Origin of the sequence: Mycobacterium seoulense (genome assembly GCF_010731595.1) — a bacterium.
GTDB lineage: Bacteria > Actinomycetota > Actinomycetes > Mycobacteriales > Mycobacteriaceae > Mycobacterium > Mycobacterium seoulense.
In genome coordinates this window covers 3,688,906-3,709,803 of record NZ_AP022582.1, presented here as the reverse complement: position 1 = coordinate 3,709,803, position 20,898 = coordinate 3,688,906, and the positions used below count along the sequence as shown (strand labels likewise).

Here is a 20,898-nt window from a genome sequence, read left to right as displayed (position 1 = left end):
TTCAGCAGCGCGGACAGCCGATTACATGAAGTCGAGCGCCTCGACGGTGGCGATCGGACCCTCGTGGGTCGGCCGGTTCGCCCCGCCGATGCAGTAGACCGTGTTTCCGACCGTCGCCACCACCTCGGCATGCCGCGCGGTCGGCATCGGGGGCAACGTGCTCCATTTCCCGTCGGCGATGTCGTACATCTCGACCACGTTCAGCACCATCGTCGGTTCCTCGCCACCGGCCACCACGATGCGGCCGTCGAGGTAGGTCGCGCCGTAGCTCCCCCGCGGGGTCGGCATGCCCACCAGCTTGGTCCAGGCGCCCGACTGCGGGTCGAACCGCTCGTTCGCCGCGGAGTTCTTGTCGGCGGAGAGGAACCGCCCGCCGATCGCGTACACGTAGGTGCCGTCCGACACCGCGGCCAGGTGTTCGCGCGGCGTGGGCATGTCGGCGGCGTCCTTCCACGAATTGCCGTCGAAGACCTCGGTCTGCGGAACGAGTTGCTTGGCGTTCTGGCCGCCGACCGCGACGAGCTTGTCACCCACCACCGCCGCGGCAGGGGCCGCGCGCGCGTGGGTGAGATGCGGCAGTTCGACCCAGTTGCCGCCGCGCAGCGCGAACACCTTGTCGGACGCGTCGGCGAGTTGATCGCTCGCGCCGCCGAGCACCACGACTTCGCCGCGATAGGTCGCCGCCGTAGCGTGATGCAGCGGGATGGGCAGCGGCGGCCCGGTCTGCCAGGCGCCGGTGCGCGGGTCGTAGCTCTCGACGGTCTGCAGCGCGGCGCCGTTGCGCAGGCCGCCCAGGATCCAGATCTTGTCGCCCTGCACGGCCCAGGCCATCATCAGCCGGGGGGTCGGCGCGTCGGGCAGCGAGCGCCATTGCGCCGCGGGCTGGATCCTGCGGGGCGGCAGTTTGAGCGCCTCGGCCGACGAGGTGAGCTGGCCGTCCCCGGGGGCGGTCGACCCGCCGATCGCGTACACGGACTTCTCCACGGCGTCGACCGCCATGCCGTGGCGCGGGGTCATCATGTCGGGCAGTCCGGACCACGTCTTGGTCATCAGGTCGAACGCGGCGACGCTCTTGAGGACTTGTCCCGCCGACATGCCCCCGGCCGCGACCAGACGCCCGTCGACGATGGCCACACCGAAATCGCTGCGCGGCTGGCTCAGCGCGGGCAGCGGCGTCCACGCTTTCGCGCCCGGGTCGTAGGCCTCGACCGTCGCCAGGTCCCCGGCGCCGTCGGCGCCGCCCACGGTGTAGATCAGCTTGCCGTCCGAGGCCGCCGCCAGCATTCGCCGCGGGGTCGGGATGGGCGCGCCGAGGGTCCAGGCGTTGCCGTCGAACACCTCGGTGGTGTTCAGCAGCGCGCCGCTCGCGTCGACGCCGCCCGTAACGACCAGGCGGTCGCCCACCACGGCGGCCGCCGCGGCCGCCCGGGGCTGCAACAGGTGCGGAAGCTCGACCCAGCGGCTGTTGATGACCCGCCAAACCTGGTCGCTCGCCACGTTTTTGCCGCCCTCGGACTTCCAGCCGCCGAGCACGACGGGGTTGCCCTGCCAGGTGACGGCCATCGCGTGCGAAACGGGGACCGGCAGGTCGTCGCCGACCTTCCAGCTGTCGATGACGGGGTCATACCCCTCCTGCACCCCGGTGAGGCCACCGTCGCTGCGGATCCCGCCGAAGATCCAGATCGTGCCGTCGGCCTGCGTGGTGGCCGCCGCGTCCCGCGAAATGCGTGCGTTGGTGATCGGCTTCCACTGCATGGGCGGCTGCGCGGTCGGTTGTCCGGAAGCGCCCTTCGAACCGGCGTTGTCGTCGGGCGAAAGCGCGAAATAGACACCACCGATCACCAACAGCACGACCAGGGCTACCGCGCCGGCCGCCAACGCGATGCGGTTTCGCTTCTTGCCCGGCTCCGCGAACCACGCGGCCACCCGAGCCCGGTTCCCGCCCCGCGGTGGTCCCTGGGCCCCGCCCGATGGTGCGGTGCTCCCGGGCGGGGGCACCTTGGGTTGCGTCGGCGACCCGTGCACTCCGCGCAGCAGGCTGGCCGCCTCGGACAGCTCGGCGGGCCCCGACTGCGGCAAAGCCGCGGTCTGAAGCCCGTGGTCGATCGGGGCGCTGATGGCGGAGGTCGGATCGTCGTGCCCGGTCGGCAGCCGTGGCGGGGCGGGCATGCTCGCCGTGTTCGGGGCGGGCGGCCGCGCCACCTCGCTGTGGCCGCCGGGTGGGGCCGGGGCGGCATACGGGACATCCGCCGCCACGGCGGAGGGCCGTCCGGTGATGGCCATCGCGTCGGGTTTCAGACCGTTGCGGCGCTGGGCGGCCTGCAACTCGCGGCCGAACTCCTCGGCCGACGCTGGCCGCTCGGCCGGGTCGATCGACATCGCCCTCTCGATCGCCGAGCACACCGCGTCGGGGATGCCGTCGGGACGCATGTCCGGGACCCCGGTGGTGCTGATCCGCAGATACTGCGCGATCAGGTCCTCACCCTTCTTGCGCTCGTGCGCGGCATTGCCCGCGATGAGCGCGTACAGCGTGGCGCCAAGCGAATACATGTCGGAGGCCACGGTCGCCGGGTTGCCCGTCATCACCTCCGGGGCGGTGAAATCGATCGTGCCGGAGAAGAACCCGGTCGCCGTCTCGTACCCGCCTTCGATGTGGGCGATTCCGAAATCGCTCAGCTGCGGCTCGCCGTAATCGTTGACGAGGATGTTCGCCGGCTTGATGTCGCGGTGCAAGGTTCCGGTCCGGTGCGCGGTTTCCAGTGCGCCGCAGAGCTTTACGCCGATGTGCAACGCCTCGGGCCAGGGCACCGGACCTTCGCGGCGCAGCCGGACCGCCAGCGAATCGGCCGAGTGGTAAGGCATCACGATGTAGGGCTTGCCGCTCGCCGTGACACCGACCCGCAGGATGTTGACGATGTTCGGATGCCCGGAGAGCCCGCCCATCGCGTACCCCTCGCGAAGGAACCGTTCCCGGCTGTCGTCGTCGATGTGCGACGGGAGCACCTTGACCGCAACGCTTCGCCCGAGGGCGGTCTCGTAGCAGCAGTAGATGACCCCCGCGCCGCCCCTGGCTACTTGGCGCGCGTCCTCGAACCCCGCGGCCGCCAGCTCCGCGGCGATGCCGCTCGGTACGGGTGCGACATTGTCGGAACGTGGCTCTTCAGGCATTTGCTGGCGCTCGACCCTCCGCGAAATATGTGACGGGCGAGCTCAAGATTAAGCGCTCAGAACCGCGCCGGTGTGCCTTTCGGCCACCTTGGTGTACCAGGGCAACGATCGCCAGCCGGAAGAGTTAGCCGGCGGGGTGCGGGGTCGCGGGCTCAGCCGTCGATGGTCGGGGGACCCTGGTACGGCCGTTGCAGCGCGGCGAATTCGGGAACGCCGGCCACGGTGAGCACGGCTTCGAGCAGCCGAACACCGTCGTGCGCGTTCGGGGCCCGGGTCAGGACCGGTCCGGAGAACGCGCGGCCGTCGACAGCGATGATCGGGCTGCCGGCCTCGTCGCCCAGGGCATCCTGGCTGGCCTGGTGCGCCCGCCTCACCGCCTCGTCGAAGTCGCCGTCGTCGAGCGTTTCGGCGAGCCGTTCCTCGAGGCCGTTCTCGGCGAGGGCGTCGCGGATCGCTGACGCATCGAGTTCGTCCCGGCGCACGTGGATGCGCCCACCTATCGAGTCGTAGAGACCCGCGAACGCCCCGGGTCCGTGTTCGGCGACGGCCGCGGCGAACAGCCTTCCCAGCCGCGTGGACCGCTCCATCATGTGTTGTTGTTCGGCGTTCTCCGCGTCCTGGCCCTCGTTGAGCACCGCCAGGCTCATCTGCCGCAGGGCGACCGGCGTGTGCGCCGACCGCGCCGCGTCGCGCAGCCAGCGCGCCGTCACCCAGGAGAACGGACAGACTGGATCGAGGTAGAGGTCGATGTCGGTCAAGGCTCCTCCTTCGCGTTACTGGGCTGCCGAATGGCATACCCGTTGCCGGGCGTCGCACGCCTGTCAATGGCGTGGGCAGCAGAATGGCTTCATGACGCTGAATCTGGGCGAGTACTTCGATCGCATCGGCTATGGCGGCCCCGCGGCGCCCAACCTCGAGGTACTCCGGGCCTTGGTCAGCGCGCACACCCAAGCGATTCCCTTCGAGAACCTCGATCCGGTGATGGGGGTGCCGGTCGACGACCTGAGCCCGGGCGCCCTGGCCGGCAAGCTGGTTCAGCGGGGCCGCGGCGGCTATTGCTACGAGCACAACGGCTTGATGGGCTACGTGCTGGCCGAGCTCGGCTTCCGGGTTCGGCGACTGGCCGGCCGGGTGGTGTGGATGCGGCCGCCCGACTCGCCGTCACCGCCGCAAACCCACACCGTGTTGGCAGTGACGTTCCCCGCCTCGCACGGTGTTTACCTGGTCGACGTGGGCTTCGGCGGGATGACCCCGACCTCGCCCCTGCGCATCGAGACCGGCAGCGTGCAGCAGACGACGCACGAGCCCTACCGGCTGGAGGACCGCGGCGATGGCCTGGTGTTGCAGGCCCAGGTCCGCGGCGAGTGGCAGCCGCTCTACGAGTTCGGCACCCGTACCGCGCCCGACATCGACCTGCAGGTGGGCAGCTGGTTCGTCTCGACGCATCCCTCGTCGCATTTCGTGACCGCCCTGACGGCCGCGCGCGTCACCGGGGACGCCCGACTGAACCTGGCCGGCCGGAACCTGGCCATCCACCGCGCCGATGCCAGCGAGAAGATCCGCCTCGACGACGCGGCGGCGGTGGTCGACACCCTCAGAGACACGTTCGGCATCAACGTGTCCGACGTCGCCGGCCGCGGCGCGCTCGAGGCGTGCCTGGACAGGATCCTGGACGCCTAGAGCCAGGGGCCGATCCGCCGGAGGGCCTCTTCGATGTCGCCCGTCGGCCCGGCGAACGAGAACCGGACGAAGGAATTGCCGTGCGTGACATCGAAATCGATGCCCGGCGCGATGGCAACGCCGGTGTCGTGCAACAGTTTCTCGCAGAACGCGAGCGAGTCGTCGGTGCGGTCCGACACGTCTGCGTAGACGTAGAACGCGCCATCGGTGGGGGCCAGCCGGTCGATGCCGATTTCGCGCAGCCCGTCCAGCAGCAGCGCGCGGTTGGTCGCGTAGTGCTGCAGGTTGCCCTCGGCTTCGGCGGTCGCCTCCGGGGTGAAGGCCGCCACCCCGGCGATCTGCGACAGCACCGGCGGGCAGATGGTGAAGTTGCCGGTCAGGCGGTCCACCGCTCGCAACAGCGGGGGCGGCACCAGCATCCAGCCCAGCCGCCAGCCCGTCATCGCGTAATACTTCGAAAAGCTGTTGACCACCACGGCGTCTCGCGACGTCTGCCAGGCGCAGCTGGTCGGCGGCGCGCCCTCGTAGACCAGGCCGTGGTAGACCTCGTCGCTGATCAGCCGCACCCCGGACGCTTCGCACCACGACGCGATTGCGGCCAACTCCGCCGGCGCTATCACCGTTCCGGTGGGGTTGGCCGGGCTGGCGACGATCACGCCCTGCACGGGCGGGTCGAGTTCGTCGAGCATTCCCACGGTGGGCTGGAAGCGGGTCCGCGGTCCGCATGGAATCTCGACCACCTCACATCCCAACGCGGACAGGATGTTTCGGTAGCACGGATAGCCGGGGCTGGCCAGCGCGACCCGGTCACCGGCGTCGAAGCACGCCAGGAAGGCGAGCAGGAATCCGCCCGAGGAACCCGTGGTGACCACCACGTCGTCGGGCTCGACGCGAAGCCCGTGCTGCCGTTGGTAATCCGCCGCGATCGCCGCGCGCAGCTCGGGGATGCCGAGCGTCACGGAGTAGCCCAGCTCGCCCAGGTGCAGGGCGGCGGCCGCGGCCGCGCGCACCGGCTCCGGCGCTCCCACGCTGGGCTGGCCGGCCGACAGGTTCACCAGATCGCCGTGGCTGCGCTGGCGCTCCGCGGCCGCCAGCCACACGTCCATCACATAGAAGGGCGGGATGGCGGCGCGCAGCGCGACGTGGTCGTTCACGACGTTTCGAGCACCTCGGCTTCCAGTCGCGTGAGGAGTTCCCGCGGTGTGTCGAGCAGGTGCGCGCTGCCGTGGGCGCGTTTGAAGTACAGGTGCATGTCGTGTTCCCAGGTGATCGCGATCCCGCCGTGCAGTTGGATGCCTTCGGCGGCCGCGGCGCACAGCGCCTCGGTGGCGGCGAGTCGCGCCGTGGCCGCATTGGTCGGGGTGGGCTGGTTGCATGCGTCCGCAACGACGGCCTTCGCCGCGGCGACCGTGACGTACAGGTCGGCCATCCGGTGTTTGAGGGCCTGGAAACTGCCGATCGGCCGGCCGAATTGCACTCTGTTCTTGGCGTATTCGACGGTGAGCTCCAGGCAGCGTTCGGCGGCGCCGATCTGCTCGGCGGCCAGCAGGATGGCCGCGCTGGCGGCGACGCCGGGGTCGGGGCCGATCGGTTCGGCCTCCTCAGCCTTCAGCCGTGCGAGTCGCCGGGTCGGGTCCATGGTGGCGACGGGCTCGGCGCCGAATCGGGTCCACCGGCTGAGCCGACCGCCGTCGACGGCGACCACGACGTCGGCGATGTCGCCGTTGACCACGTAGTCGGCGTCGAGCACCAGGGCGCCGATCGAGGTGCCCTCGGCGAGGCCGCCCAGCGTCTCGGCGTCGGGCTCGGGCGCGGACAGCAGGGCCAGCTCGGCCAGCGTGGTGCCCAGCAGCGGGGAAGGCACCAGCGCCCGGCCCAGCTCCTGCAAAACCGTTGCGGCGTCGGCCAGTTCGCCGCCCGCGCCGCCCAGTTCCTCCGGGATGACCAGCGCCGCGGCGCCCACCTGCTCGCACAACAGCTGCCACAGCGACTCGTCGTAGCCGCGGTCGGACTCCATCGCCGCGCGCACCGCCGCCGGGTTCGCGTGCTTGGCCAGCAGGGCCGCGACGGTCTGCCGCAGCATCTCCCGTTCTTCGCTCACAGCGCCTCCAGCACTCGCCGCCGATGCGCCTCGGGAGTCCCCCAGGCCGAACGCAATGCTTGCACCCGCAGCAACCAGAGCGACAGGTCGTGTTCCTGGGTGAACCCGATCGCCCCGTGGGTCTGCAGCGCCGAGCGGGCCGCCAGCAGGCTCGCCTCGGACGCCGCCGCCTTGGCCGCGCTGACGTCCCGGGGCTCCAGCGACAAGGCCGCGCCGTACAGGAGCGGCCGGGCCAGCTCGATGGCGATGTGCACGTCGGCGAGCTTGTGCTTGATCGCCTGATACGAACCGATCAGCCGGCCGAACTGCGCCCGCTGCTTGGCATAGTCGACCGTGTCGCGCAGCAGCGCCTCGGCCGCGCCGACCAACTGTGCGGCGGTGGCCAGCGCCCCGAACTCGTAGGCGCGCCGGACGTCCGCCTGCCAGGGCTGCCCGGTCGCGGTCACGTCGTAGAGGGGCCGGCTGGGATCGACCGACTGGTGCCGGTCCCCTGGCGCCGCCTCGGCGACACCGTCGGCGGTGGCCAACAGCACCAGCCCGGCGGTGTCGGCGTCCACCGCGCGCGGCGTCTGCGGCGGCAACGCGACGGTGACGATCAGCTCACCCGACGCCAGCGCGGCGCAGCGCTCGGCCTGGTCGTCGCGGGCAAGCAAAACCGGTGCCACGGCGATGGATTCGGCCACCGGCCCCGGCACACACCAGCGGCCAAGGCGTTCGAGGGCTACGACGAGGTCGACCGGGTGCGCCTCGATGCCGTCGAACTTCTCGGGCACCGCCAGGGCGGTGACGCCGAGGTCGGCCAGCTGCCCCCACACCTTGCGGCCGGGTGCGGTGTCGCCCGCGGACCACGCGCGGATCGCCGCGGGCAGGTCGGCCGCGCCGAGCGCGGCATCGATGCTGGCCGCGAAGTCGCGCTGCTGAGAGTCCAGTTGGAATTCCACGGTCACTTCTTCTCTCGGGGCAGGCCCAACAGTCGTTCGGAGATGATGTTGCGCTGAATTTCGTTGGTGCCGGCGTAGATCGGGCCGCCCAGCGCGAACAGCAGACCGTCGGTCCACTCGCCGGCCAGCTCCCCGTCGGCCCCGAGGATGTCGAGTGCCGTCTGATGGATCGCCACGTCGAGGTCCGACCAGAACACCTTGGTCACCGACGATTCGGCGCCGAGTTCACCGCCGGCCGCAAGCCTGGTCACCGTGCCGAACGTCTGCAGTCGGTAGGCCTGCGCCTTGATCCACGCGTCGGCGACCCGGTCGGCGGACGCGGCGGGGGAGCCGCGGTCCTTCCACAGTTCCACCAGCCGTTCCGCCGCCGCGAGGAACCGGGCGGGGCTGCGCAGCGACATGCCGCGCTCGTTGCTCGATGTGCTCATGGCTGCCCGCCAGCCCTCGTTCGGCGTGCCGATCACGTCGTGGTCGGGGACGAAGACGTCGTCGAGGAAGATCTCGCCGAAGCCGGTGTCGCCGCCGAGCTGGACGATGGGTCGCACGGTGACGCCCTTGGCCTTCAGGTCGAACATGAAGTAGGTCAGGCCGTGGTGCCGCTCGGCTCCCGGGTCCGACCGGAACAGCCCGAAGCCCATTTCGGCGAACGGGGCGCGCGAACTCCAGATCTTCTGCCCGTTGAGCAGCCAGCCGCCGTCGGTCTTGGTGGCGGTGGACCGCAGCGAGGCCAGGTCGCTGCCGGATTCCGGTTCCGACCATGCCTGCGCCCAGATCTGTTCGCCACTGGCCATTTTCGGCAGGATGCGGTCCAGTTGCTCTTCGGTACCGTGCGCGAAGAGCGTCGGGGCGAGCATCGAGGTGCCGTTGGCGCTGGCGCGGCCGGGGGCGCCCGCGCGGAAGTATTCCTCCTCGAACACCACCCAGTGCAGCAGCGGTGCGTCGCGGCCGCCGTACTTCTCGGGCCACGTGATGACCGACAGCCCGGCGTCGAACAGCACTCGGTCCCAATGCCGGTGCTGGGCGAAGCCTTCGGCGTTGTCGTAGGACTTCGTCGGGATCGACTCGGCGTTGGCCGACAGGAAGTCCCGCACCTCGGCCTGCAACGCCAGTGCCTCTTCGTCCAGTTCCAGATCCAATTCAGGTCCACTCTCGCAGTTGTGGTTTGACCACCTTGCCGCCCGGATTGCGCGGCAAGGCGTCGACGAACCGCACCGACCGCGGCGCCTTGAAGTTCGCCAGATGCTCACGGGTGTAGGCGATCACGGATTGCTCGTCCAGGTCGGCACCGGGCCGGGCCACCACGAACGCGCGGCCGACCTCGCCGAGCCGCTCGTCGGGAACGCCGATCACCGCCGCGTCGGCCACCCCCTGCATCCGGGCCAGCACCTGCTCGACCTCGGCGGGGTAGACGTTGAATCCGCCGCAGATGTACATGTCCTTGAGCCGGTCGGTGATGCGCAGGTTGCCGGCCGCGTCGACGGCGCCGATGTCACCGGTGTGCAGCCAGCCGTCCGCGTCGACGGCGGCCGCCGTCGCGGCCGGGTCGTCGAGGTAACCCAGCATCACGTTCGGGCCGCGCAGCAACACCTCACCCGCCTCGCCGGGAGTGCTTGCGTCGATGCGCAATTCGAAATCGGCGAACGGGCGCCCGCAGGTGGTCGCGACGGTGACCGCGTCATCCTCGGGGCGGCACATGGTGCCCATGCCGTTGGCCTCGGTCAGCCCGTAGGCGGTCAGCACGATGTCGATGTCGAGCTCGGATTGCATGCGCTCGACCAACACCACGGGCACGGTGGCCGCCCCCGTCACCGCGAACCGCAGCGAGCTCAGGTCGTAGTCGCGGCGCTGCGGGTGGTCCAGCAGCGTCTGGTAGATGGTGGGCGGCCCGGGCAACACGGTGATGCGGTGCCGCTCGATCGCCTGCAGCGCGCGCAGCGGGTCGAAGGTCAGGTGCGGGATCAGCGTCGCGCCCGTCTGCAGGCAGGCCAGGATCCCGGCCTTGTAACCGAAGTTGTGGAAGAACGGGTTGATGCACAGGTAGCGGTCGTCGCTGGTGATCTTGCCGTTGGCGGCCCACGACGCCGACGCCGACAGCGACTGCCGGTGCGCGCAGAGCACACCTTTGCTGCGGCCGGTGGTACCCGAGGTGAACAGGATGTCGCTCACGTCGTCGGGTGTGACGGCGGCGGCGCGGGCGGTGACCGCATCGAGGTCGGTGCCGTGGGCGACGAAGTCGTCCCAGGTTCCGTCCCGCGACTCGATCGGGATTCGGACGACGTGCCGCAGCGCGGGCAGGGCGCCGCGATCAAGGTCGGCGACGCGATCGTGGCCGACGAATCGCCCCATCCCGAACAGCACGGGCGCACGGGTGCGGGCCAGGATGTCGCCGGCTTCCTCGGCGGTATAGCGGGTGTTCAGGGGCACCATGGCCGCGCCCGCGTGGTGGATCGCCAGGCAGGCCACCACCCAGTGCCAGGTGTTCGGCGACCAGATGGCCACGCGGTCACCGGGCTCGACGCCCAGCGCGATCAGCGCGGCGGCCGCCCGGCGCACCTCGTCGCGCAGTTCGGCCGCCGTGAAGGTCCGCTCGTCGGTGATCAGCGCGTCGTGGTCCGGAGACTGACTCGCCAAACGGTCCAGCGCCGCGGGAATGGTGCGGACATCGCCGGTCATCGAGACTGCTCCTACCTGGATTGCTCGGCTCCTCCTCGCGCCGCTGCGCGGCGCGCATCGTCACCGAGCCGACAAAGCAAGTGCTTGGTAGGTTAGCCTACAGGGCATGCAGGACGTCGAGGAGTTCCGGGCGGAGGTCCGCCAGTGGCTCGCCGACAATCTGGTCGGCGAATTCGCAGCCCTCAAGGGCCTGGGCGGACCGGGACGCGAGCACGAGGCGTTCGAAGAGCGCCGGGCGTGGAATCAGCACCTCGCCAAAGCGGGGCTGACCTGCCTGGGCTGGCCGGTGGAACACGGGGGCCGCGGGCTGTCGACCGCGCACCGCGTCGCGTTCTACGAGGAGTACGCGCGCGCCGACGCCCCCGACAAGGTCAATCATTTCGGCGAGGAGCTGCTCGGCCCCACGCTGATCGCCTTCGGCACGCCCGAGCAGCAGCAGCGCTTCCTGCCGAAAATCCTCGACGTCACCGAGCTGTGGTGCCAGGGCTACTCCGAGCCCGGCGCCGGCAGCGATCTGGCCAACGTGTCCACCACCGCCGAACTCGACGGCGACCAGTGGGTGATCAACGGCCAGAAGGTGTGGACGTCGCTGGCGCACCTGTCGCAGTGGTGCTTCGTGGTAGCCCGCACCGAAAAGGGCTCCAAGCGCCATGCCGGGCTGTCCTACCTGCTGGTGCCGCTGGACCAACCGGGTGTGCAGGTCCGGCCGATCGTGCAGATCACCGGCACCGCGGAGTTCAACGAGGTGTTCTTCGACGACGCCCGCACCGAGGCCGGCCTGGTGGTCGGGCAGCCGGGCGACGGTTGGCGCGTCGCGATGGGCACGCTGACCTTCGAGCGCGGGGTCTCGACACTGGGGCAGCAAATCCGCTACGCCCGTGAGCTTTCCAATCTGGCGGAGCTCGCGCAGCGCAACGGCGCCGCGGAGGATCCCCTCATCCGGCAGCGCCTGACGCGGGCGTGGACGGGGCTCCGCGCGATGCGTTCGTATGCGCTGGCCACCATGGACGTCGAGCAGCCCGGCCAGGACAACGTGTCGAAGCTGTTGTGGGCCAACTGGCATCGCGATCTGGGCGAGCTGGCGATGGACGTCATCGGCAAGCCGGGGATGGCGTTGTCCGACGGAGAATTCGACGAGTGGCAGCGGCTTTTCCTGTTCACCCGCGCCGACACCATCTACGGCGGCTCCAACGAGATCCAGCGCAACATCATCGCCGAGCGGGTGCTCGGCCTGCCCCGGGAGGTAAAAGGATGAGCCTGTCCGAAGCTCCGAAAGAGGTTGCCGGACACGGGCTTCTGCAAGGCAAGGTGGTCGTCGTGACCGCGGCGGCCGGCACCGGCATCGGATCGGCCACGGCGCGACGGGCGTTGGTGGAGGGAGCCGACGTGGTGGTGTCCGACCACCACGAACGACGGCTGGGGGAGACCGCCGACGAACTGTCCGCGCTGGGCCTGGGTCGCGTCGAGAGCGTGCTGTGCGACGTGACGTCCACGGCGCAGGTCGACGCGCTGATCGCCTCGACCACCGCCCGGATGGGCCGGCTCGACGTGTTGGTCAACAACGCCGGGCTGGGTGGTCAGACGCCGGTGGTCGACATGACCGACGACGAGTGGGACCGCGTGCTGGACGTGACGCTGTCATCGGTGTTCCGGGCCACCCGGGCGGCGCTGGGCTACTTCCGTGAGGCCGACCACGGCGGCGTCATCGTCAACAACGCCAGCGTGCTGGGCTGGCGGGCCCAGCACTCGCAGTCGCACTATGCGGCGGCCAAAGCGGGGGTGATGGCGTTGACCCGTTGCAGCGCAATCGAAGCCGTCGAGTACGGGGTGCGGATCAACGCGGTGTCCCCGAGCATCGCGCGTCACAAGTTCCTGGACAAGACGACCTCGGCCGACCTGCTCGACCGGCTGTCGGCCGGCGAAGCGTTCGGCCGGGCCGCCGAGCCGTGGGAGGTGGCGGCCACCATCGCGTTCCTGGCCAGCGACTACTCCAGCTATCTGACCGGCGAGGTCATCTCGGTCTCCAGCCAGCATCCCTGAGTGGCGAGGTGGCCAAGCAAGCGCTTGGTTGATACTCTGATCGGATGGACCGAGTGGCCGGTCAGGCGAACAGCCGCCGCGACGAGTTGTTGGAACTCGCCGCGACGATGTTCGCCGAGCGCGGCCTGCGCGCCACCACCGTGCGCGACATCGCCGACAGCGCGGGCATCCTGTCCGGGAGCCTCTATCACCACTTCTCCTCCAAGGAGGAGATGGTCGACGAGCTGCTGCGCAGCTTTTTGGACTGGCTGTTCGCGCGCTACCGCGAGATCGTCGACCGCGAGGCCAACCCGCTGGAGCGGCTCAAGGGATTGTTCATGGCGTCGTTCGAGGCGATCGAGCACCGGCACGCGCAGGTCGTCATCTATCAGGACGAAGCCCAACGGTTGTTGGCGCAGCCCCGGTTCTCCTACATCGAGGACATGAACCGCCAGCAACGCAAGATGTGGGTCGAGGTGATCAACCAGGGCATCGACGAGGGGTACTTCCAGCCCGACCTCAACGTCGACCTCGTCTACCGTTTCATTCGTGACACCACCTGGGTGTCGGTGCGCTGGTATCAACCCGGCGGACCGCTGACAGCTCAGCAGGTGGGTCAGCAATATCTCGCCATCGTCCTTGGTGGGATTACCAAAGGAGTCTGAAGATGGCTCGTGTCGGCGACGATGCAGAGAGAAGCGATGAGGAGGAGCGACACTATGGCTGAGGCGTACGTCATTGACGCTGTGCGTACCGCGATCGGCAAGCGCAACGGATCGCTGGCCGGGGTGCACCCCGTGGACCTCGGTGCCCTCGGGTGGCGCGGACTGCTCGACCGGGTCGACGTCGACCCCGCCGCCGTCGACGACGTGATCGCCGGCTGCGTCGACGCCATCGGTGCGCAGGCAGGCAACATCGCCCGGCTGTCGTGGCTGGCCGCTGGCTACCCCGAGGAGGTTCCCGGCGTCACCGTGGACCGTCAGTGCGGTTCCAGCCAGCAGGCGATTTCCTTTGGCGCGCAGGCGATCATGGCCGGAACGGCCGACCTCATCGTGGCCGGCGGCGTGCAGAACATGAGCCAGATCCCGATCTCGTCCGCGATGGCCTTGGGCGAGCAGTTCGGGTTCACTTCGCCGACCAACGAGTCCAAGCAGTGGCTGCACCGCTACGGCGACCAGGAGATCTCTCAGTTCCGCGGCTCCGAGCTGATCGCCGAGAAGTGGAACCTGTCGCGCGAGGAGATGGAGCAGTACGCGCTGACCAGCCACGAGCGGGCGTTCGCCGCGATCCGCGGCGGTCACTTCGACAACGAGATCATCACCGTCGAAACGGAATCGGGGCCGTTCCGGGTCGACGAGGGTCCGCGTGAGTCGTCGCTGGAGAAGATGGCCGGCCTGAAGACGCTCGTCGAGGGCGGCCGGTTGACGGCGGCGATGGCCAGCCAGATCTCGGACGGCGCCAGCGCGGTGCTGTTGGCTTCGGAGCAGGCGGTCAAGGACCACAACCTGACCCCGCGGGCCCGCATCCACCACATCAGTGCCCGCGCCGCCGACCCGGTGTTCATGCTGACCGGGCCCATCCCCGCCACCCGCTACGCCTTCGACAAGACCGGGCTGTCCATCGACGACATCGACACCGTCGAGATCAACGAGGCGTTCGCGCCGGTGGTGATGGCGTGGCTCAAGGAGATCAAGGCCGATCCGGAAAAGGTGAACCCCAACGGTGGCGCGATCGCCCTCGGTCACCCGCTCGGGGCCACCGGCGCCAAGCTGTTCGCCACCATGCTCAACAATCTCGAGCGCATCGGTGGCCGCTATGGCCTGCAGACGATGTGTGAGGGCGGCGGCACCGCGAACGTGACCATCATCGAGCGGTTGTAGGTCCTGCGGGGCCGCGTGCCGGATCGAACTCGAGTACTTGGGTGAGTCGAATGTTGTTGCCGGACGGGTCACGGAAGGAAGTGTCGATACCGTACGCCTGCACGGTGGGAGGATCATTGAATTCGACTCCGCGAGCGGACAATTCGTCGTAGGCAGCTTGGCAGTCGTCGGTCTCCAGGAACAAGGTGCCACCGGCTCCCTTGGCCACCAGCTCTGTCAGTTGCGCGCTGGCCGCGGCGTCGAGCATCGGCGGCCCTGGAACGGGCATGAGAACCAGCCCGACGCCGTCCTGCCCGACGGGACCGACGCACAGCCAGCGGAAGTGCCACGCTTCCATCGTCACGTCCGCCCGGACCTCCCAACCCAGGGTCTTGGTGTAGAAAGCCAGCGCCGCGTCTTGGTCATGCACCCAGAACTGAGCGTTTGCAATCGTGATCATCGGTTCTCCTCACTCCCGTTGTCTCGCGTCGACGCTACGGATTTCGCAGGTCCGTCGTCTTCTCGAAACGTGCGGTTTTGCGGCCGCCCGTAGGCCAGCGCGACACAGCGCGGAATTCTTACGTGGCGCTCGGCGGGCGGGAAGGTAGCCCGATAGCCGTGCGGCGTCACGCCGAACATGCGGCGAAAACTCGTCGTGAACGAGCCGACGCTTTCCCAACCCACGGCGATACAAACGGCGGCCACCGTCCAGTCGGTCGTGCGCAGCAATGCGGCGGCTCGTTCGAGCCGCCGCGTCAGCACGTACTGGTGCGGCGACTCGCCGAACGTCTGCTTGAAGCGCCGACTGAAGTGAGCGGGTGAAAGGCCTGCGGCCGCGGCCAGGTCGGCGACCGACAGAGACTCGTAGTAACGCGCGTCGACGAGGTCTTTGGCCCGAAGCAGGTGCCGGGCTACCGGTGCGGCTGCCACCCCCACAGTCTGCCCGCCATCACGGGGTCGCCAGCACCAGGCCGATCCCGCCGAGGGCCAACAGCCAACTGGCGAAGCTGCCGACCAAGAAGTACTCGGTCACCTCGTCGATGCCGACCTCACCGTCGCGGCCCTTCTGGGCGTTCAACTCCGGAAATCGGATGATGCCCTTGGCGGCGACGACCGCGCTGGCGGCGGCCACCTGGCCGCCGACGCCCAGGCTGAGGATCAACAGGCGTTCCATGGGGCCCAGCAGCCGCCCGCCCTTGAGCCGGTCCGACGGTTGCGGCTCACCGGCCGGGCGCACCGCTCCAACTGAACCGAGCACCAGGCGCACAAGCTGATTCGCGGTCGCGAACTGCACCAGCACCACACCGACGATCATCAGCAACCGGGTGGGCGTGACATGGCTGAGTGGCAGGTGCACCCAGCCCGCCCACCGCGCGATGACGCCGTCGACCGTCGACGACCATCCGGACAGCAACGTCAAGAGCGCCAGCGTCGCGGCGAACACCGCCAGCGGCGCGGCCTGGTGGCCGCCGCTGCGTTCGCTGCGCGCGCAGAGCCATTCCCATGCGACCACCGACGCGGCAGCCAGGACGAGCAGCGGGATGTCGCCGGCATGCCACAGCGCGCCCAGCGCCAAGAACGCCGCCACCACAACCGGCCCGACCGCAAGCGGCACCCACGCCGCACGGACCGCCCGGCGACACAGGTCGGCGATGCCGAGAGCCGTGAGCAGGACGGCGACGGCGCTCACGGCAGGCCCCGAAGGTATTGGCTGGCAAGGACGATCAGATCCAAACCGTCGCGGCTCGCGCGCTGCGAGACCGCCGACGGGCTGATGCCCTCGGCAGCGGCGAGTTCCCGTTTGGTCCGGCCGGTCATCAATCCCCTCACAATCCGTAACGACCTCTCATCGAGCGATCCAAGCAGATGGTCCCGACAAATCAGCGCCGCGTTGACCGCGGGGATGTCGGTGCGCGTCTCTGCGGCTGCCCGAAATGTCGTGCGCACCAGCGCCAAGCCGGGCTGCCGCTGGGCCTTCGCCGTCTGCTGGATGGCCTCCCGGGCGGTCCACCACCCTGGACCGTCCTGGATGCCGGCGTCGGCGTCGAGGACGGTCACCGCGCCCCACCCAAGCCCGAAGCGGACATCGACATCGGGCACGAGTAACAGGCGCACGGTCAACGCTGCGTCGATCGCACCGCCGAGAGTGGGGTAGCTGCCCTGAAACTCGTCCCCCACGGTGAAGGACGGCGGGTCGATCGCGTCGTTCGCGACCTGGCTCAGGGCGGAGGCCACGCGTCGATGCAGGGCGGGCCGGTCGCCGGCACGTCGGGACCCCACCACATCGCCGATCAGTGTGGCGCGAATTGAAGGCTCAGCCTTCACCTCGATCATATGAAGATTATAGCTTCATTTTCCAGGTATTTAGCGAAACACTTAACTAGTTCCGTCCGCTCGAGAAGCCGCTCAAGTCGACGGCTGGTCTTTGACCTTCAGAAAACCCTCTATGCCGACCCGTTCGAAGGTGCGTCGCCGGCGAGGCGACACCAGGGGCAGGGCCTCCCCCGCGTCGATGATCTCGGGCCGCACCACTTCGTATTTCTCGCCCTGGGAGGAGATCGTCGCGCGCCCCGCGGCACGGACATTCTGCAACCAATCCACCGCGGTGCCGTAGGGCAGCGGTATGACGAAGCCGCCATCGATGCGCTCGGCGACGATCGGTGTGGTGTACACCTTGCCCGACCGGCGTCCGGTGTGCTCGATCGCCGCCGCATACCAGTTCTTGCGGCCGGCCAGCCGCAGCATGAGCGGGTTGAGCAGGTATTTGTTGGAGGTGCGAATCGTGTTCAACAGCGGTGTGGGCCAGGTTTCCGGTGCCAGCGACATCATTGATCCAGGATGACGCCGCGCCGCGAGCCGCGGCCAGAGTCCTTAGTCCACTGCTGACGGTTCCACGAGCGCCGCCGCGGCCTTCAAGTGCGAGATCGCATCGCGCACGATCGAGTCGATCAGCTCGGCGCACGACGGCAGGTCCTCGATGATGCCGGCCACCTGGCCGGAGGCGAGCACCCCGGCCTCGGTGTTGCCCTCGACGAGGCCCGCCTTCAACAGCATGGGGGTGTTGGCCGCCATCACCACCTGTGACCAGGTCAGCTCCTTGCCGTGGCGCATCGCCATGCCGTCGCGGACCATCGACCGCCAGGTCATCTGCGACATGTGTTTGAACTTCGCCGCGTTGCGCACGGCCGCGGTGAGACCCCTTACCGGCGAGCCGCTTTCGAGCCTTTCGACCAGGCCGGTGCGCAGGACGCGGTGCGGCATGCCGTCCACGCGCGTGGTGACCACGGTGCCGTCCAGCGCCGCGTCCAGATAGCGCCGCTTGACCGCATCGGGCACGGTCGAATCGGAGGTCAGCAGGAAGCGCGTACCCATCGCCACGCCCGCGGCGCCGTAGCTCAGCGCGGCCGCCAGCCCGCGCCCGTCGAAGAATCCCCCCGCCGCGATCACCGGAATACCGGTGCCCTGCACCGCGTCCAGCACCGACGGCAGCAGCAGCGTGGTGGCGACGGGTCCGGTGTGACCGCCGCCCTCGCCGCCCTGCACGATCATCGCGTCGGCGCCCCAGGCCGCGACCTTGCGCGCGTGCTTGGCCGCGCCGATCGACGGGATCACCACCGCGCCGGCCTCTTTCAGCCGCGCGATCAACTCCTGCTTGGGCGCCAGGGCGAACGACGCCACCTTCACGCCCTCGCGGATCATCAGGTCGACGCGGTCGCCGGCGTCGGCGGCGTCGGCGCGGATGTTCACCCCGAACGGCTTATCGGTGGCGGCCTTGACCTTTCCGATTGCCGTGGCCAACTCGTCCAGCGTCATGGTGGCCGAAGCCAGGATGCCCAGACCGCCGGCGTTGGCCGTGGCGGCCACCAGCCGGGCGCCGGCCACCCAGCCCATCCCGGTCTGGACCACCGGATGCTCGACACCGACCATCTCGGTCAGCGGCGTGCGCAGCTTCATACCGACCGCCGACGATGCAGTGGGGGTACCACCCGCTTGCGGGGGACGAAGCGATGGGGTGGGGGTACCGCCCGCTTGCGGGGGAGAGGCGGAACAATCATCAACGTATCTCTCTGTCGCGCAGGGACTTCGGATCGACGACCTCGCGAATCAGGCGAAGCTCGTCGTCCGTCGGCAGCCTGGTCTCGCCGGCTTCGTCCACCCCGTGCACCTCGAACGAGGTGGCCTCGCGCACGTCGTCGGGCGACACCCCGGGGTGCAGCGTCAGCGCCCGCATGGTGTGGTCCGGTCCGCCGAAGTCGAACACCCCCAGGTTGGACACCACCCGATAGGTGTTGGCGAAGCGGAACGCCGGATTGTCCGCGTCCACCTTGTCCCAGCCGATGCCGCAGACCACGTCCACGGCCTCGCAGAACACCCGCTTGGAGTGGTTGCCCACCCAATAGCTGGTCGCGTGGTTGATCGCGTTGCCCGGCGCACCCCGCAGGCCGAACATCTGCCTGGTCGGGTGTTGCAGCGGACCGAACGCCGAGATGTTCTGATTGCCAAAGCGGTCAACCTGATTGGCGCCCATCACCACATGCCGGCGCCCCCACGCCAGGGTTTCGAAGACCCGCCCGAACGGCATCCAGCCCTCGACGGCTCCGGTCTTGCCCAGCGCCGGGGTGTCCGCCAGCAGCTGCGCCTCGCCGTCGGTCAGCAAGATGTCTGGGGAGAAGGTCAACCGCGCCAGCCGTGCGCCGACCGAGGCCATGTTCGTCATCGGGCTGACCATGATTTCGCCTGCGTCCCGGAACAATTCGGCGCAGGCGACTGCGCACACTTCCGCGCGGGTGCTGCTCACTTGGCGGCCTCCTCTGCGAACGCGCGGACCGCCGCCTGATAGTCGTCCTCGCTGCCCGACAGGTAAGTCTGGACGAACGTCTGCCAGCCCTCGTCGGTCGAGGCGGCCTCGGCGTAATGCCGCTGGAACTTCTCGTCGCGGCCGTAATCCGGTGCGGCGGTGGTGAAGTGGGCGCCGCCCGGCGCCTCCACCACCGAGTCCACCATCATCCGGTTCACCAGCAGGGTCTGCGGGGGGACCGCCTTGACCAACTCCTCGGTGGAGACGACGCGCTCCACCGACAGGAACCGCTTGTCGGCGGCCATCAGGAACAGGTCGTCGAAGTAGGGATCGATCCCGGTGTAGGCCGCGTTGCCCCGGCTGTCGCCGAGATTGAGGTGCACGAAGGCGGCGTCCAGGCGCAGCGCCGGCATGGCGATCAGCGTCTCGTGACCGCCCCCGGGTGCGGGGTAGGGGCTGGTCACGGTCCGCAATTCGCCCTCCCAGAAGTCGGGGACCGAGCTGCCCAAACCGGCCCGGATCGGCAGGAACGGCAGGCGTTGCGCGGCGGCCTGCAGGCCGCACCGCAGCATGCCCTCGTCCATCTCCCTGGCCTCGATCGCTCCGCTAGTGCGGGCCTTGGCGAACCAGGGGTCGTAGAAGGGCGGGGAGTCCAGCGAAACGAAGCCGTAGTAGACGCGTTTGACCTTGCCGGCCGAGCAGAGCAACCCCAGATCGGGCCCGCCGTAGGCGACCACCGTCAAATCTTTGACGTCGGTGCGCAGCATGGCCCGCACGAACGCCATCGGCTTGCGGCGCGAGCCCCAGCCGCCGATGCCGATCGTCATGCCGCTGCGCAATTGCGCGACGGCGTCGTCCAACGTGGTTCTCTTGTCGGTCACGCCTTCTTGCCCTTCGCCGTGCCGGCGAACGCGTCGCGGTGCTCGTCGGCGACGCCGGCCAGATTGAGCTCGAACGTGAAGCCTTGCTCCATGCGATAACTCGAGTTGACCCGCTGCACGTCGATGAGGTTGAGCGCCTCCTTGGCCGCGCGGATGACGCGGGTGTCCTTGGCGGCGATGTCTCTGGCGACCCGTAACGCCGCGTCGTCCAGCTGGTCGCGCGGCACCACCTCGTGCACCGAACCGAAATGGTGCAGCGTGGCGGCGTCGACGGTGGCGGCGGTGAAGAACAGTCGCCGCATCATGTGCTGGGGCACCAGCCGGGACAGGTGGGTGGCCGCGCCCAGGGCGCCGCGCTCCACCTCGGGCAGCCCGAAGGTGGCGTCGTCGGAGGCCACGATGATGTCGGAGTTGCCGACCAGGCCGATGCCGCCGCCGACGCAGAACCCGTTGACCGCGGCAACGACGGGCACCGCGCACTCATAGACCGCGCGGAACGCGGCGTAGCAGCCGCGGTTGGCGTCGATCAGCGCGGTGAATCCCTCGGTGCGCTGCATCTCCTTGATGTCGACCCCGGCGTTGAAGCCGCGGCCCTCGGCCCGCAGGATGACGACGTGGGTCTCGAGGTCTTGGCCGGCGGCCGTGATGACGTCGGCCAGCTCGAACCAGCCGCGCGACGGGATGGCGTTGACCGGGGGGAAGTCGACGGTGACCGCGACGATGCCCGGCTCGGTGGTGGTGGATGTGATGGGCAAGGTGCCACTTCCTTGTGGGGTAA

The 20,898-nt window shown here is 69.3% G+C and carries 21 protein-coding genes; 5 read left to right on the top strand and 16 right to left on the bottom strand.

What is annotated here, in order from left to right:
- Window positions 1-21: 21 nt before the first annotated feature.
- The gene (locus G6N37_RS17195; protein ID WP_163682211.1) at window positions 22-3,168 is read right to left on the bottom strand and encodes a serine/threonine-protein kinase; all 3,147 of its coding nucleotides are present in this window, start codon (window positions 3,166-3,168) and stop codon (window positions 22-24) included.
- A 152-nt stretch (window positions 3,169-3,320) separates the two neighbouring features.
- The gene (locus tag G6N37_RS17190) at window positions 3,321-3,926 is read right to left on the bottom strand and encodes a mycothiol-dependent nitroreductase Rv2466c family protein (protein ID WP_163682209.1); all 606 of its coding nucleotides are present in this window, start codon (window positions 3,924-3,926) and stop codon (window positions 3,321-3,323) included.
- A gap of 91 nt (window positions 3,927-4,017) precedes the next feature.
- Here G6N37_RS17190 and G6N37_RS17185 point away from each other — a divergent pair, with 91 nt between their 5' ends.
- Complete coding sequence (locus G6N37_RS17185) at window positions 4,018-4,848, top strand: arylamine N-acetyltransferase family protein (protein WP_163682207.1); 831 nt, start codon at window positions 4,018-4,020, stop codon at window positions 4,846-4,848.
- On the opposite strand, the gene G6N37_RS17180 is transcribed toward G6N37_RS17185, so the two are convergent.
- From G6N37_RS17180 to fadD3, 5 genes are read right to left on the bottom strand one after another with little or no spacing between them, the layout of a single operon-like run.
- Entirely contained in the window at window positions 4,845-6,002 is a 1,158-nt protein-coding gene (locus tag G6N37_RS17180; protein WP_163682205.1) for a pyridoxal phosphate-dependent aminotransferase, read from the bottom strand. The two genes, G6N37_RS17185 and G6N37_RS17180, sit on opposite strands and share 4 nt — an antisense overlap.
- Entirely contained in the window at window positions 5,999-6,949 is a 951-nt protein-coding gene (gene ipdE2 / locus G6N37_RS17175; RefSeq protein WP_264066497.1) for an acyl-CoA dehydrogenase IpdE2, read from the bottom strand. Before ipdE2 ends, G6N37_RS17180 begins: the two co-directional genes overlap by 4 nt.
- Window positions 6,946-7,896, bottom strand: a complete 951-nt coding sequence (locus tag G6N37_RS17170) for an acyl-CoA dehydrogenase family protein (protein ID WP_163682202.1) — start codon at window positions 7,894-7,896, stop codon at window positions 6,946-6,948. The genes ipdE2 and G6N37_RS17170 overlap by 4 nt, the downstream gene beginning before the upstream one ends.
- Complete coding sequence (locus tag G6N37_RS17165) at window positions 7,893-9,026, bottom strand: acyl-CoA dehydrogenase family protein (protein ID WP_163682200.1); 1,134 nt, start codon at window positions 9,024-9,026, stop codon at window positions 7,893-7,895. Before G6N37_RS17165 ends, G6N37_RS17170 begins: the two co-directional genes overlap by 4 nt.
- A 1-nt stretch (window position 9,027) precedes the next feature.
- Window positions 9,028-10,563, bottom strand: coding sequence for a 3-((3aS,4S,7aS)-7a-methyl-1,5-dioxo-octahydro-1H-inden-4-yl)propanoate--CoA ligase FadD3 (fadD3, locus tag G6N37_RS17160; protein ID WP_163682198.1), 1,536 nt, complete (start codon window positions 10,561-10,563; stop codon window positions 9,028-9,030).
- A gap of 106 nt (window positions 10,564-10,669) precedes the next feature.
- Between fadD3 and ipdE1 the strand changes: the two genes are divergently transcribed.
- From ipdE1 to fadA6, 4 genes are read left to right on the top strand one after another with little or no spacing between them, the layout of a single operon-like run.
- Window positions 10,670-11,818, top strand: a complete 1,149-nt coding sequence (gene ipdE1 / locus G6N37_RS17155; protein ID WP_163682196.1) for an acyl-CoA dehydrogenase IpdE1 — start codon at window positions 10,670-10,672, stop codon at window positions 11,816-11,818.
- Window positions 11,815-12,603 (top strand): (5R,7aS)-5-hydroxy-7a-methyl-1-oxo-2,3,5,6,7,7a-hexahydro-1H-indene-carboxyl-CoA reductase, encoded by a 789-nt coding sequence (gene ipdF / locus G6N37_RS17150; RefSeq protein WP_163682194.1) that lies wholly within the window; start codon window positions 11,815-11,817, stop codon window positions 12,601-12,603. Before ipdE1 ends, ipdF begins: the two co-directional genes overlap by 4 nt.
- Before the next feature lie 44 nt (window positions 12,604-12,647).
- On the top strand, window positions 12,648-13,247 hold the full coding sequence (kstR2, locus tag G6N37_RS17145; protein WP_163682192.1) for a TetR family transcriptional regulator KstR2: 600 nt from the start codon (window positions 12,648-12,650) through the stop codon (window positions 13,245-13,247).
- Window positions 13,248-13,301: 54 nt separating this feature from the next.
- Window positions 13,302-14,462, top strand: coding sequence for a steroid 3-ketoacyl-CoA thiolase FadA6 (gene fadA6, locus G6N37_RS17140; protein ID WP_163682190.1), 1,161 nt, complete (start codon window positions 13,302-13,304; stop codon window positions 14,460-14,462).
- Here fadA6 and G6N37_RS17135 read toward each other — a convergent pair.
- The 9 genes from G6N37_RS17135 to echA20 all read right to left on the bottom strand — a co-directional run bounded on the left by G6N37_RS17135 (window position 14,446) and on the right by echA20 (window position 20,875).
- Window positions 14,446-14,901 carry a VOC family protein gene (locus G6N37_RS17135; RefSeq protein WP_163682188.1) on the bottom strand — a complete coding sequence of 152 codons (456 nt, stop codon included), beginning with the start codon at window positions 14,899-14,901 and terminating at the stop codon, window positions 14,446-14,448. The genes fadA6 and G6N37_RS17135 overlap by 17 nt on opposite strands.
- Entirely contained in the window at window positions 14,898-15,371 is a 474-nt protein-coding gene (locus G6N37_RS17130) for a helix-turn-helix transcriptional regulator (protein ID WP_163682186.1), read from the bottom strand. Before G6N37_RS17130 ends, G6N37_RS17135 begins: the two co-directional genes overlap by 4 nt.
- Before the next feature lie 19 nt (window positions 15,372-15,390).
- Window positions 15,391-16,131, bottom strand: coding sequence for a hypothetical protein (locus G6N37_RS17125; protein ID WP_163682183.1), 741 nt, complete (start codon window positions 16,129-16,131; stop codon window positions 15,391-15,393).
- Window positions 16,128-16,775, bottom strand: a complete 648-nt coding sequence (locus tag G6N37_RS17120; protein WP_163682181.1) for a SatD family protein — start codon at window positions 16,773-16,775, stop codon at window positions 16,128-16,130. Before G6N37_RS17120 ends, G6N37_RS17125 begins: the two co-directional genes overlap by 4 nt.
- Window positions 16,776-16,847: 72 nt before the next feature.
- Window positions 16,848-17,270: a nitroreductase/quinone reductase family protein gene (locus tag G6N37_RS17115; protein WP_163682179.1), complete on the bottom strand. Its 423-nt coding sequence runs from the start codon at window positions 17,268-17,270 to the stop codon at window positions 16,848-16,850.
- A 42-nt stretch (window positions 17,271-17,312) separates the two neighbouring features.
- Window positions 17,313-18,395, bottom strand: coding sequence for a (3aS,4S,5R,7aS)-5-hydroxy-7a-methyl-1-oxo-octahydro-1H-indene-4-carboxyl-CoA dehydrogenase (ipdC, locus tag G6N37_RS17110; RefSeq protein ID WP_163682177.1), 1,083 nt, complete (start codon window positions 18,393-18,395; stop codon window positions 17,313-17,315).
- A 100-nt stretch (window positions 18,396-18,495) separates the two neighbouring features.
- The gene (gene ipdB / locus G6N37_RS17105; protein ID WP_163682175.1) at window positions 18,496-19,239 is read right to left on the bottom strand and encodes a cholesterol ring-cleaving hydrolase subunit IpdB; all 744 of its coding nucleotides are present in this window, start codon (window positions 19,237-19,239) and stop codon (window positions 18,496-18,498) included.
- Complete coding sequence (gene ipdA, locus G6N37_RS17100) at window positions 19,236-20,120, bottom strand: cholesterol ring-cleaving hydrolase subunit IpdA (RefSeq protein ID WP_163682174.1); 885 nt, start codon at window positions 20,118-20,120, stop codon at window positions 19,236-19,238. Before ipdA ends, ipdB begins: the two co-directional genes overlap by 4 nt.
- Window positions 20,117-20,875, bottom strand: coding sequence for a (7aS)-7a-methyl-1,5-dioxo-2,3,5,6,7,7a-hexahydro-1H-indene-carboxyl-CoA hydrolase (echA20, locus tag G6N37_RS17095; protein ID WP_163682172.1), 759 nt, complete (start codon window positions 20,873-20,875; stop codon window positions 20,117-20,119). The genes ipdA and echA20 overlap by 4 nt, the downstream gene beginning before the upstream one ends.
- Window positions 20,876-20,898: the final 23 nt, after the last annotated feature.